This window comes from Ruegeria sp. C9, assembly GCF_056537585.1.
This window is the reverse complement of the sequence record NZ_JBQFRU010000003.1, coordinates 33,815-46,217: the sequence shown is the minus strand read 5'-3', so window position 1 is coordinate 46,217 and position 12,403 is coordinate 33,815. Positions and strand designations below refer to the sequence as shown.

At 56.5% G+C, this 12,403-nt stretch carries 13 protein-coding genes; 9 read left to right on the top strand and 4 right to left on the bottom strand.

Annotated features, from left to right (window positions below; all coding sequences use genetic code 11):
- Positions 1 to 28: 28 nt before the first annotated feature.
- The 3 genes from ACR0NE_RS08520 to ACR0NE_RS08510 all read left to right on the top strand — a co-directional run bounded on the left by ACR0NE_RS08520 (position 29) and on the right by ACR0NE_RS08510 (position 1,887).
- A complete protein-coding gene (locus ACR0NE_RS08520) occupies positions 29 to 523 on the top strand; it encodes a nuclear transport factor 2 family protein (protein WP_480459575.1) in 495 nt (164 codons plus the stop codon).
- A gap of 53 nt (positions 524 to 576) precedes the next feature.
- On the top strand, positions 577 to 1,083 hold the full coding sequence (locus ACR0NE_RS08515) for a nuclear transport factor 2 family protein (protein WP_170594343.1): 507 nt from the start codon (positions 577 to 579) through the stop codon (positions 1,081 to 1,083).
- Positions 1,084 to 1,194: 111 nt separating this feature from the next.
- Positions 1,195 to 1,887 (top strand): SDR family NAD(P)-dependent oxidoreductase, encoded by a 693-nt coding sequence (locus ACR0NE_RS08510; protein WP_170594341.1) that lies wholly within the window; start codon positions 1,195 to 1,197, stop codon positions 1,885 to 1,887.
- Positions 1,888 to 1,890: 3 nt separating this feature from the next.
- On the opposite strand, the gene ACR0NE_RS08505 is transcribed toward ACR0NE_RS08510, so the two are convergent.
- Positions 1,891 to 2,727 carry a LysR family transcriptional regulator gene (locus tag ACR0NE_RS08505; RefSeq protein ID WP_170402149.1) on the bottom strand — a complete coding sequence of 279 codons (837 nt, stop codon included), beginning with the start codon at positions 2,725 to 2,727 and terminating at the stop codon, positions 1,891 to 1,893.
- A 91-nt stretch (positions 2,728 to 2,818) separates the two neighbouring features.
- Between ACR0NE_RS08505 and ACR0NE_RS08500 the strand changes: the two genes are divergently transcribed.
- Together ACR0NE_RS08500 and ACR0NE_RS08495 are read left to right on the top strand one after the other, a co-directional pair.
- Positions 2,819 to 3,814 carry a zinc-binding dehydrogenase gene (locus tag ACR0NE_RS08500; protein WP_170594339.1) on the top strand — a complete coding sequence of 332 codons (996 nt, stop codon included), beginning with the start codon at positions 2,819 to 2,821 and terminating at the stop codon, positions 3,812 to 3,814.
- 37 nt (positions 3,815 to 3,851) lie between these two features.
- Positions 3,852 to 4,592, top strand: a complete 741-nt coding sequence (locus ACR0NE_RS08495; protein ID WP_170402156.1) for an SDR family oxidoreductase — start codon at positions 3,852 to 3,854, stop codon at positions 4,590 to 4,592.
- A gap of 28 nt (positions 4,593 to 4,620) precedes the next feature.
- Here the strand turns inward: ACR0NE_RS08495 and ACR0NE_RS08490 are convergent, their stop codons facing one another.
- Positions 4,621 to 5,508, bottom strand: a complete 888-nt coding sequence (locus tag ACR0NE_RS08490; RefSeq protein WP_170392553.1) for a MurR/RpiR family transcriptional regulator — start codon at positions 5,506 to 5,508, stop codon at positions 4,621 to 4,623.
- A gap of 130 nt (positions 5,509 to 5,638) precedes the next feature.
- Between ACR0NE_RS08490 and ACR0NE_RS08485 the strand changes: the two genes are divergently transcribed.
- From ACR0NE_RS08485 to ACR0NE_RS08470, 4 genes are all read left to right on the top strand, one after another.
- The gene (locus ACR0NE_RS08485; RefSeq protein WP_480459571.1) at positions 5,639 to 6,721 is read left to right on the top strand and encodes an alcohol dehydrogenase family protein; all 1,083 of its coding nucleotides are present in this window, start codon (positions 5,639 to 5,641) and stop codon (positions 6,719 to 6,721) included.
- A complete protein-coding gene (locus ACR0NE_RS08480) occupies positions 6,718 to 7,296 on the top strand; it encodes a dimethylsulfonioproprionate lyase family protein (protein WP_170594337.1) in 579 nt (192 codons plus the stop codon). Before ACR0NE_RS08485 ends, ACR0NE_RS08480 begins: the two co-directional genes overlap by 4 nt.
- A 25-nt stretch (positions 7,297 to 7,321) precedes the next feature.
- Positions 7,322 to 8,428 (top strand): enolase C-terminal domain-like protein, encoded by a 1,107-nt coding sequence (locus ACR0NE_RS08475; protein ID WP_170594336.1) that lies wholly within the window; start codon positions 7,322 to 7,324, stop codon positions 8,426 to 8,428.
- Between the two features lie 107 nt (positions 8,429 to 8,535).
- Positions 8,536 to 9,657: an aminotransferase gene (locus ACR0NE_RS08470; protein ID WP_170594334.1), complete on the top strand. Its 1,122-nt coding sequence runs from the start codon at positions 8,536 to 8,538 to the stop codon at positions 9,655 to 9,657.
- Here the strand turns inward: ACR0NE_RS08470 and ACR0NE_RS08465 are convergent.
- Positions 9,654 to 10,736 carry a sn-glycerol-3-phosphate ABC transporter ATP-binding protein UgpC gene (locus ACR0NE_RS08465; protein ID WP_170594332.1) on the bottom strand — a complete coding sequence of 361 codons (1,083 nt, stop codon included), beginning with the start codon at positions 10,734 to 10,736 and terminating at the stop codon, positions 9,654 to 9,656. The genes ACR0NE_RS08470 and ACR0NE_RS08465 overlap by 4 nt on opposite strands.
- A 3-nt stretch (positions 10,737 to 10,739) precedes the next feature.
- Entirely contained in the window at positions 10,740 to 12,395 is a 1,656-nt protein-coding gene (locus ACR0NE_RS08460; protein WP_170594330.1) for an alpha-glucosidase, read from the bottom strand.
- Between the last annotated feature and the right edge of the window lie 8 nt (positions 12,396 to 12,403).

The following is a 12,403-nucleotide window of genomic DNA, read 5'->3' as shown; positions in this document are numbered from 1 at the left end:
CCGACGCCTCATTCCCTTGGAGACCCCTATGACCCGAAAACTTCAACTAGCACTCGCGGTCGCGACCATTATGGGAGGCAACGCAATGGCCGATACCCCCGAAGACAATATGAAAGTGGTTCAGAACTTTTTTGCGGCTTACGGCTCGAACGACCTTGATGGAATCGCCGCAGTCATGGACGAGGACGTACAATGGCACATTCCCGGCCGCCATCCGCTGAGCGGCACCAAAAACGGTCGGGATGAAGTTTTGGCCTTCTTCGCCCAATTGGGCGCAGCTGGGTTTCAGGCTGACCCGATCTACTTTGGCGCGGATGAAACCCATGTTGTAGATATTCACCGAGGCTGGTCCAACGCCGAAGGTAAGCCGAATGTCGATACCATCTGGGCGCTGGTCTACCGGATCGAGAACGGAAAGATCGTCGAGGCCACCAATCTCAGTGCCGATCAGGATGCGGCAAATGCGTTTTTTTGGTCGCAATACACCTTAGCGCCCGTGCCTGAACGCTTGGCTAATGAATGAAGCAGGCGCAGCAACGTACGTTGCTTTGTCCAACTCTGACAAAGGACCCGGATATGAAACGATCCCTCATCGCCATGCTCACCGCCATAACAATGATTGGAGGCCCTGCATTGGCCGATCAAACCGACATCACCCGCACCCTAACGGATATCGCTGCAGGCGCAGACCGGCATGATTGGACCCGTGTAAGGGATGCGTTCGCCGATCACGTCACCATTGACTACACCAGCCTTTGGGGTGGAGACCCGGCAACCCAACCCGCTGACGAACTTGTTGCGGGCTGGGCCGCCTTCCTGCCCGGGTTTGACAGCACGCATCACATGGTGACCAACCACGCAATCACCTCAGTTTCAGAAACCGCCGCGACAGCGCAGGCTGATTTCACCGCCACCCACCGTCTTGACGATGGCCTATGGGTTTTGGGCGGCCGCTATGACTATGCGCTGGAAAAAACAGGTGACCGCTGGGTTGTGACAACGATGACGATGACCGCTCTTTGGGAAACCGGCGACCGTGGTCTCGTCGCCCTCGCCGGTGAACGCGGGACCGGGGCTAACTGACATCAGTTAACGCTGCATCGTTGCGCGCCGGTTGCCTTGCCAGAGCGATGTTGGCAATCTCACTATTAGGCTTTGCTTTCGGTTAACTGACGAAAATTCAAAGGAAACCTCATGACCGAACAACGTATCGCACTTGTGACCGGAGCCAATCGAGGCATCGGCAAAGAAGTCGCCCTACAACTGGCCCGCGATCATGGATTATTTGTTTTGGTAGCATCGCGCGACCCGCAAAAGGGACAATCCACGGCCGAAGAGATTGGGCATGGAGCTAAGGCCTTGCAACTGGACGTGTCCGATCAGAGCTCGGTCAACGCTGCCTTTGATAAGATCAACTCCGAATACGGATATCTCAACATACTGGTAAACAATGCAGGCGTTGACTACGACACGGATCAGCACGCGCTCAGCGCCGACCTGGTGCGCGTGCGCCGTGCTTTTGAGACCAACTTCTTCGGAGCCTGGGCAACAACCATTTCGGCCGTTCCTTTGCTTCAAAATGGTCATGATGCCCGGATTGTAAACGTGTCTTCCGGCTCAGGAGCGCTGACAGGCATGTCATCCAGCACTCCCGGATATGGCATCTCGAAAACAGCGCTCAATGCACTGACCATCAAGACTGCGGCTGATTTGAAGCCCGAAGGCATCCTTGTTAACGCAGTGTGCCCCGGCTGGGTCGCCACTGACATGTGCGGGGGTGGTCGCCCGGTTCCCGAAGGGGCCAAGGGCGTCGTGTGGGCTGCAACACTGCCCGTGGACGGTCCAACAGGTGGTTTCTTTCGGGATGGGGTGCAAATTGATTGGTAGGATTTATCCCGGTGCCATGAAATCGATCAGTTTCCTGACACGCTCGGGCAACAGGCGACGGCTGGGATAAACCACATACATGTCTCGAGTCAGCGGGACAGTATTCTCAACTTCCAGTCGTCGCAGATCGCCCTCCACCATATCCTTCGGCAACATCGCTATCCCCAGATTACGACGAGCGGCCTGTGCTATGACATCAAGGTCGCCAATATTATGGGCTATGTGGGCTGGATTCACCGTCTCTCCCGTTTCCAGTACCCAAGGTTGACCCGCCATCAGCGCAGGAAGAGTCTGGAACTTCGGTCGCATTAAAGGACCCGAAAGCCCGTGCTCTCGAATGAAGCCCTGCCCTGCGCAAAAACAATATGGAACTGACCATAACCGCTTGGCAACAAGACCGGAGTCCGCAAGCGGACCGACCCGAAAGGCGAGGTCGATATTGTCCGCGAAAAAATCCAGCATGATGTTAGTCGTCGTCAGTTCAAGCTGGACCTGAGGATTTTGTTCCGCGAAATCCACCAGCTTTGGCCCTATCGTTGTACGAGCTGCCAAGGGTGGGGCCGTAATGCGGATCGTGTGGTGCCGCGTGTCATCGGTAAAACCCGCAACACGCTGAAGCGCTTCAATCGGATCCTGACAACGATCCAGAAGACGGCGCCCCTCTTCGGTCAGGCGCACCTGCCTTGTCGTGCGCTCGAATAACTTAGCGCCCAGATGATCCTCTAACTTGGCAATCCTGCGGCTAATCCTGCTAAGCGGAATACCCAGACGATCTGCAGCTTTGGAAAAGCTGAGGTGGTGGGCGACAACAGTAAACAGGCCAAGGTCGTTGAAGATCATAATACTATCTATGAGATAATTCCTTCTAAATTCAACTATTATCACGAAATGGCGTCATCGCTATCTTCTGCGAAACAAAAGGAGATGCATCATGCCGTACGCGATAGAAATCACCCAAACTGGCGGGCCCGAAGTTCTGCGAAGTGTTGGCCAAGCTGTCGCACAGCCCGGTGCCAGAGAAATCCTGATCCGTAATCATGCCGGGGCGGTGAATTTTATCGATACGATTATTCGCCGTGGCGAAATGCCAGAGGGCATGATGCCAGACCTGCCCCATGTACCCGGCGTTGAAGGTGCCGGAATCGTCGAAGCGACGGGCAAAGATGCCGTTGGTTTCGCCGTGGGTGATCGCGTCGCATGGATGGGCCCGATTGGTGCGGGCGGCTACGGTACGCATTCCGTAATAAGTGCACCTTATGTAACCAAAATTGCCGATACCATCGCCTTTGAAACCGCAGCAGCAATCCCTGTCAACGCAATGACGGCCTATCACATGCTGGTCAATCTGGGCGGTGCGGCGGCCGGAAGATCCGTACTGGTGCATGCGGCTGCAGGCGGAGTGGGCACGATGGCCCTACACATCGCCAAGCATCTGGGCATGACTGTGATCGCTTCGGTCAGCACTGAAAAGGTCGGATACGCCCAGGCGCAAGGAGCAGATTTTGTCATCGACTATCGTACTCAGGACGTGGCAACGCTGGTGTCAGAGATCACAAGTGGCCGCGGTGTTGATCTGACGTTGAATCCGGTTTCCGGTGACTCCTTGAAATCAGACCTTGATGCGCTGGCTCCCCTTGGAACGGCTGTGCTCTTCGGATTCCTTGCCGGGCCGCCAGCTGGCGATTTTGCCGAGGATCTGGCGAAACACTTCCAGAAATCTGTCTCAGTGCGGGTCAGCGATATTTACACGTATTTTTCCAACCGACCAACTGCATTCGGCGCGGACATGACCAAGGTATTCAAGCTGTTGGAAACTGGCATTCTGCGTCCTCAGATCACCACATACCCAATCGCCAAGGCCACGGAAGCGCATCGCCGCCTAGAGGCGGGCGAAACCACCGGCAAGTTGGTGCTCAGCATCGATTGACTCATCCAACAGACACGACAAGCAAGGAACCAAAGCAATGAACTCGGTTTTCGAAACGGCCCTCATCGGCAAACACGTTGTTATCATTGGCGGCAGCAGCGGCATGGGTAAGGTCACCGCAAAGCTGGCGGTGGCGCTAGGTGCGAAAGTTACCATCGCCAGCCGGAGTCTCGCCAAGCTGGAGGCAGCAGCGGCAGACATCGGAGGCGGAGTTCAGATCGCACCGGTCGATACCACAAACGAAACTGGCATGAAGTCCTGGGCCAGCGGCCTTGAAAAAGTAGATCATCTGGTCATCTCTGCCTCAAGCGTAGCGCGTGGGGCCTTCGCCGAATTGCCAACCACTGACCTGCGCGCGATGTTCGAGGCTAAATTTATTGGGCCCTATGTGGCGGCGCGTGAAGTCTTGCCTGTCTTGACTGAAGGCGGCTCCATCACCTTCTTTTCTGGCGTCCTCAGCCGCCGACCCTCTGCCGGTGCAACGGGTCTTGGGGCCGTGAACGCGGCGGTCGAAGCCCTGTCCAAGGGGTTGGCACTAGAGTTATCAGGCCGTGCGCGCGTGAACTGCATCAGCCCTGGAATGGTTGCGACCGAGGCTTACGCGGCAATGTCCAATGAGGCTCGCGAGGCCATGTTCGCTCAGGTTGGTAACAGCCTGCCCGTCGGACGCATTGGTGAGGCCGAGGACATCGCCCAAGCTGTGATAATGGCAATGACAAATGGCTATCTCACGGGCGCTGTGCTGGATGTGGATGGTGGTCACCTGGTGCGTGGCTGAATGGCCAATGCGGATTGGCCTGATCCAATCAGGGCTCTTCCGCGTGATACAGACCTAGCTGATGGCGACGCTTGTGAAAGGTCGCCACTCTTTCGACGATCTCGTCGCTGGCCACAGCAATGACGAAGGACAAAAGCGTTTCGAGCAATGCGATAGTACTTACTGATGACGGGAAGAATTGCGGCGTATCCGCCGAGATGACGAACCCGTGTTGTGCATTGCGCAGAACAGGGCTGGCTGGGCTATCAGAAAGACCGACCACCGTCATGCCCTGCTCTCGGGCAACTTGCACCGCCTCGACCACTTCATTCCGATAAGGTTTGCAGGTCATCGCAATTAGTACATCGCGTTTGTCCGCCCATGCCAGATCGTCAATCGGATTTGATCCGGCGCGCGGGATAGCATGAAACTGCACCATGCCCGTCGAGGCCAGATAAACAAAGTTTCGCGCATTCGAATTGTTCACGCCAACGCCCAGTACGAACACGTTACGCGAATTCCAGATATCTTCAGCGGCGGCTTTCAGCTGTTCGGACGAGATATTGGCAAACGTCTCCTCGACGTTGCGCAGAGCGTCCTGAACCATATCCGCATAAAGCCCGCCCATATTGCCGGACTTACGAATATCCTGCAGCCAACGCGCGCGCTCCGGGAAATCGGCCTGCCCGCGCCGGATCGCCTCGCGGAAGGGAACCCGGAAATCTTCGTAGCCTTCGAACCCCACCTGCCGCGCCATTCGGACAATGGTATTGGGTTTCACATTGGCGGCTTCAGCAATTTCGCGTACAGTCGATACGCCCACGTCGCGCGGGTTCTCAAGCACATAGGTCGCAGCCTTGCGTGCCTCGGGTGTCAACTGAGACAGTTCTTCCGCCAGCCGTTCCAAAACTAAATTTGATACATCTGTCCCATTCATGATTGACGATGGTATTTTTGTTTGCATACGGTGTCGAGACCAAATCGACTCAGGGGGCCGGACCGATGTCTTTCAGCTCACTCCCGCGCTTGATTGAGGTCACCGTAAATGCATCGACGGAGTTTGCCGCATGGCCCAATCCGAGACAATGAAGGCGATGGTCACCATGGGGCACGGTGATCTGGATAAGATGGTCTGGCACGAAAACTGGACCTGCCCCACTCCCAAACCGGGCGAAGTTCTGATCAAGGTTGGTGCCTGTGGCCTGAACAATACCGACGTAAACACTAGGTCCGGCTGGTATTCTAAAACAGTCAGCGATGCGACCACCGGCGGCGCGTTTGAAGAGGTCGGCACTGATGACCCAACCTGGGGCGGAGCGCCACTGGCCTTTCCGCGCATTCAAGGGGCGGATGTCTGTGGGCAGATCGTTGGAGTCGGGGACGACGTGGATCCAAACCGCTTGGGCGAGCGTGTGATAACCGATTGCTGGTTGCGCGATCCGACCGATCCGATGAACAAGGACAAAACCGGCTACTTCGGATCAGAGCGAGATGGCGGCTTTGCCGAATACACAACGATCCCGGCTGTCAATGCGATAGCCATCCAATCAACACTTTCGGATGCTGAGCTGGCAACCTTCTCCTGTTCCTACTCAACCGCCGAAGGCATGCTGACCCGCGCCAAGGTCACCGCGGCTGACACTGTTCTTGTTCCGGGTGCATCTGGCGGCGTCGGTGGCGCTCTGGTTCAACTGGCCAAGCGCCGAAATGCGCGGGTCATCGCGATGGCATCGGAGGTTAAGCACGACAACGTGGCCCTCTTGGGTCCAGATGTCATCCTGCCACGCGCACCCGATGATCTGCGTAAATCGTTGGGGGACGAAAAGATCACGGTCGTTGCCGACGTAGTGGGCGGGTCATACTGGCCGCAGCTTATCAGCATTCTTGAACGCGGCGGACGCTATACCTGCTCGGGCGCCATCGCGGGCCCTATGGTCGAGTTCGATTTGCGGACGTTCTACTTGCGCGATCTGACCTTTACAGGCTCGACCGTCATCGACCCCGAAGTAATGCAAAATCTTGTACGTTATATCGAAGCGGGCGAAGTAAAACCGGCCCTGGCCGCAACCTACCCTCTAAGCCAATTGCATGAGGCACAAACCGCCTTCATCGCGAAGAAACACACCGGAAACATCGTGGTGATCCCATGACGTTGGATGATGTTTTAATGGCCGCCAGGCGATTGCATCAGAACCACCCGGATTTGGCGGGTTTTGGGGGTTGGCCAACAGATTTATCCAGAACGGACTTACAGCCCGCACAGATTCCGGCAACCCGGCTTGTCAGCAAATTTGGTCTGAAAGGTACGCCCGAAACACAGGCATTGGTTACGGCTATTGCAGCAACTGCTGAGCAAGCGCACTGGAAACTGACCTATTCCGAATCCGAAGTCGGTGCGGATTTCTTGTCCCGATACGGGTATTACGAATTGTTCGGACCCAGCGGGCATTTCCATTCGACCCAACTACGCGGTTATGTCGCCTATTGGGGCGCAGGTCTGCAGTATGACTGGCACAGCCACCAGGCTGAAGAGCAATACCTGACGCTCGCTGGAAAAGCCTGTTTTAAGGTTGAAGGGAATGCACAGCTTGTCGGGCCGGGCCAGACCCGCCAGCATGAAAGTTGGCAAAGCCACGCCATGACGACAAGCGATCATTCAATCCTGACCTTTGTCTTGTGGCGGGGCGATGGAATGGATGATCTGCCTCGGATGGATGCCGCATGACATACTGCGTCGAGGTGAAACCAAAATGAAAATTACCGGGATTTCTGTCTTTCAAATCGACCTGCCATTGGAGCATCCATACTGGCTGTCAGGCGGGCGATTGAAGTTTGAGAAGCTCGATGCGACGCTGGTCAAGATTGAAACCGACAAAGGGCTTGTTGGTTGGGGCGAAGGCACGCCCTGGGGGCATACCTATGTACCCGCCCACGGCCCCGGCATACGGGCCGGGATCGAGACGATGGCACCGTTTGTTCTTGGCCTCGACCCGCGGCGAGTTCTGGATGTTGAACGCGCGATGGATCAGGCCCTACCCGGACATCTCTACGCCAAAAGCCCGATTGACATGGCGTGTTGGGACATAGCCGGTCAGGTTGCTGGTCTTCCGATTGCTGATTTGATGGGGGGAGGGTCGCGTACGCCGCGCCCAATCGCATCCTCCGTAGGAGCCAAGACAATCGAAGAAACCCGCGCCGTCATCGAACGATACCGGCAGCGCGGCTATATCGCTCATTCCGTCAAAATCGGCGGCGATGTGGCCCGTGATATCGCCCGAATCCGTGACGTGGAAAGCCTGCGCAATCCCGAAGACATCATCCTCTATGACGTCAATCGCGGCTGGTCGCGGCAGCAGGCATTACGCGTGATGAGTGCGGTCGAAGACCTCAATGTCATGATCGAACAGCCTTGCGAAACACTGGATGACATTGCCGCGATCTCAGGCAAACATGCTTCGCCTGTTTCGGTTGATGAAAGCCTTGTTACCCTTCAGGACGCGACGCGCATAGCCCGCGATGGCATTGCCGAAATATTCGGCATTAAGCTCAATCGGGTCGGCGGGCTGACCAAAGCGGCCCGAATGCGCGATGTCGCGCTGGCGCATGGGATTGACATGTTTGTAATGGCAACCGGTGGTTCTGTGCTGGCGGATACCGAAGCGCTGCATCTGGCGGCGACAATTCCGGATGCGAATTGTCATGCTGTCTGGGCCTGTCAGGACATGATCACCGTCGATATCGCCGGTGGGCGTGGGCCGAGAAACGTGGACGGCCACCTGCATCTTCCCGAAACACCCGGCCTTGGCGTTCACCCAGATGAAGATGCGTTGGGTGATCCTGTGGCGATCTACCGGTAACGATACACGCCTCTTGTGCAAGTTCGATAACGGTCATCTGCCGAGGTTGACCTTGCCGCTTCGCCATGGGAACGATGCGCGATGGCTTAGTCGAACAGGATAGCGCGATGAAGATCGAACCCTTTGGCGTCGAAATCTGGATGGATGAATGGGAAACCCGCTGCGCCTTTAACCTCGCAGAGACTTGCGTCGAGAGCCTGAGTATCGCCGAGCTTTTGAAGCTTTCCGGCAAAAACTCGGATGATCTGTCTGAATTGCTGGGGATGAAAATGACCTATGGCGCGATCCGGGGCTCGGACCGGCTGCGCGATGCGATTTGTAGCCTATATGACCAGCAAAAGCGTGAGAATGTCATCGTCACCCATGGCACCATCGGTGCCAACATGCTGGTCCACAAAACGCTGGTCGAGCGCGGCGACAAGGTGGTGGCCGTCGTGCCCACCTATCAGCAACACTATTCCATCCCGGCCAGCATCGGCGCGGAGGTGACGCAGATCCATCTACGGGCCGAGAACGCTTATTTGCCCGATCTCGAGGAGCTGCGCGCCGCCGTAACTCCGGGCACCAAACTGATTGCCATCAACAACCCCAACAACCCAACCGGTGCGGTGATGGATCGCGCGTTCCTGCTTGAGATCGTCGAAATCGCACGCTCCGCTGGAGCATGGTTGCTGTGTGATGAAGTCTATCGCGGTACCGGGCAAGAAGGTTCGGGCATGACGGATGCGGTTGCAGATCTTTATGAGAAAGGCATTTCAACCGCGGGCATGTCCAAGGCGTTTTCGCTGGCAGGGCTGCGACTGGGTTGGATTGCGGCCAACCCAGAACTGATCGAAGCGGTTTCGATCCATCGGGACTATGACACGATCTCGGTCGGCATGATCGACGACCATTTCGCCGCGCTTGCGCTGGAAAACAACGACAAGGTTCTGGCGCGCAGCCACGCCATAACGCGCGGCAACCTCGCCATGCTGGAAGAATGGGTCGAAAGCGAGCCCAAAATCAGTTGGGTCAAACCCAAGGCCGGAACAACCGCGCTGTTGCACTACAATTTCGACATGCCCTCGCGCGAGTTCTGCGTGAAACTGCTGCAGGAAACCGGCGTGATGTTCACACCGGGCTCTGCCTTGAGTCTCGAAGGCTGTGTTCGGATCGGTTACGCCAATACCCCGTCGATCATTCGCGAAGGGCTGGAAAAAGTCTCCACCTTCCTTGCGAAGCTCGACTAGCGCCTCATCGACTGGTCGTTGTGGAACAGATGCACCTTTTCGGGTGCCGCCGTGACCGAGACGGTTTTTCCTCGCAGATTGCGCTGAACACCAGGTAGTTTTGCAATCACGGCCTCCCGTCCATCCGGGACTGCAAAGTAAAGCAGCGTGACCTCACCCAAAGCTTCGGTGAAATCCACCAAGCCGGAATAAATTGGTGTTCCATCAGTGATATTTAAGTCCTCAGGCCGGACACCGATATTGACCTTTTTGCCTTCGTCAGCGGCATCCGTCGGGATTGATGAGATTGCCACGCCGCCATCATCCAGCGTGACGGTTGTTGTCTCTCCTGTCGCGGTAATGGTCCCGGGCAGCAGGTTCATTGCTGGTGAGCCGATGAACTGCGCGACAAACTCGTTATCTGGCGTCTCATAGAGTTCCAGCGGCGTGCCGACCTGCGCAATTCCCTTATTGGCCAAAACCACAATACGGCTGGCGAGTGTCATCGCCTCGACCTGATCGTGGGTAACGTAAATCATCGTGCTGTCGGGCATCGCCTCTTTCAGGCGTGCAATCTCGATCCGCGTCGCCACGCGCAGGGCAGCGTCGAGGTTCGAAAGCGGCTCGTCGAACAAATATACTTTGGGGTCGCGCACGATGGCACGACCGATGGCAACGCGCTGGCGTTGTCCACCAGACAATGCCTTGGGCAGGCGATCCAGCAGGGGTTCAAGCTGTAGAATCTGGGCCGCGCGCTCCACGGCGGCATCAACCTCAGCGCTCGGCATCTTGGCGATCTTGAGCGCGAAGGCCATGTTTTCGCGCACCGTCATATGCGGGTAAAGCGCATAGGACTGAAACACCATCGCGATGCCGCGTTGCGCAGGTGGCACATCGTTCACCACCTGCCCTTCGATCTCAAGCGTACCGCCAGTGATCTTTTCAAGGCCCGCGATCATCCTCAGCAAAGTGGATTTTCCGCAACCTGACGGGCCGACAAAGACAATCAGTTCGCCTTGCTCGATCTCGAGATCGATATGTTTCAGAACATCGACAGGACCATAGGATTTGGCTACATCCGTAAGCTTGAGTTCCGACATGGTTTACCTCTTTTCCCGAGCCAATAGACAGAATTGAGCGGCATCCAGCGTCACGTTGCTTTCCCCGCGAACGCCGCCCAACTCCTCCCCGATCACTTGCCAGTCACCTTCTGGCAGGGTCACGTCAACCGGACAGTCACCCAGATTGAAGGCGCAGAAGACCTGCTCGGCTTCATCCTCTCGGGTGAAGGTCAATACCGAACCGATTTGTGACATCCCTGTCTGCGCGCCGGACATCAGCGCTGAGTGCGCATGACGCAATGCAATCGCATGGCGGTAGTGGTGCAGCATCGACGCTGGATCTTTCTCCAACCGATCCACCGCCCGCTCGGCCTGCGCAGCGCTGACTGGCAACCAGGGACGGCTCGTGCTGAACCCGGATTGTTCGTCCTGTGCGGTCCAGACCATCGGAGTACGGCAGCCATCGCGACCTTTGAATTCAGGCCAGAATTCAATGCCATAGGGGTCTTGCAAATCTTCGAACGCAACATCTGCCTCGGGCAGGCCCAGTTCCTCACCCTGATAAAGACAGGCTGAGCCACGCAGGCACATCATGAGAACGGCGTGCTGCCGGACAGCTGCATCGTCCAAACCCCAACGCGAAGCATGGCGTTGCACGTCGTGGTTTGAGAAGGCCCAGCATGGCCATGCATCACCTGCCTTGTCCTCAAGCTGGTCAAAAACCTGCTTTGCGTAAGCTGCCGTCAAAGCCCGCTTTTCGAGGAACTCGAAAGCATAACACATGTGCATCCGTTTATCGCCGCTGGTGTATTCGCCCATAATCTCAAGCCCGCGCTGCGCGTCGCCGACCTCACCCAGACAGGCGCGGCCCTCGTATTCGTCAGTCAGGGCGCGTAGCCTTTCCAGGAAGGCGATATTCTCGGGCTGACTTTTGGAATAGAGGTGATCCTGATGGTTATACGGGTTCACCATCGGCGCAATTGATGAGTTCCTCTGATCCATCGGCAGGCCCGGATTGTCACGTAGCTGGGCGTCGTGGAAATAGAAATTGATGGTGTCCAGACGGAAGCCGTCGACCCCCATATCCAGCCAGAAGCGCGCCACATCCAGCAGGGCATCCTGGACATCCTTGCAATGGAAGTTCAAATCTGGCTGCGAAGTCAGGAAGTTGTGCAGATAATACTGCAAACGCCGCGCATCCCACTGCCAAGCCGAACCGCCAAAAATCGATAACCAGTTATTCGGAGGTGTCCCGTCAGGCTTGGGATCGGCCCAGACATACCAATCGGATTTCGGATTATCTCGGCAGGTGCGGCTTTCACCAAACCACGGGTGCTGATCTGAGGTGTGGGATAGCACAAGATCGATCATCACCTTCAGCCCGTGTGCATGGGCCTCATCTAACAACTCTTTAAAGTCCGCCATAGTGCCGAACATTGGATCGACATCGCGGTAGTCGCTGACGTCATAACCGAAATCCTTCATCGGAGATTTGAAGAACGGCGAAATCCAGATTGCATCAACCCCCAGCGAGGCGATGTAGCCTAGCCGCTGGGTGATACCCTTTAAGTCTCCGATCCCGTCACCGTTGCTGTCCTGAAAGCTGCGCGGATAGATCTGATAGATCACCCCGCCCCGCCACCAATCTGACGCCGACTTGATTTTTTCGAATGCTTTCGCGTTGGTCTGCACGTTCATCACACGCC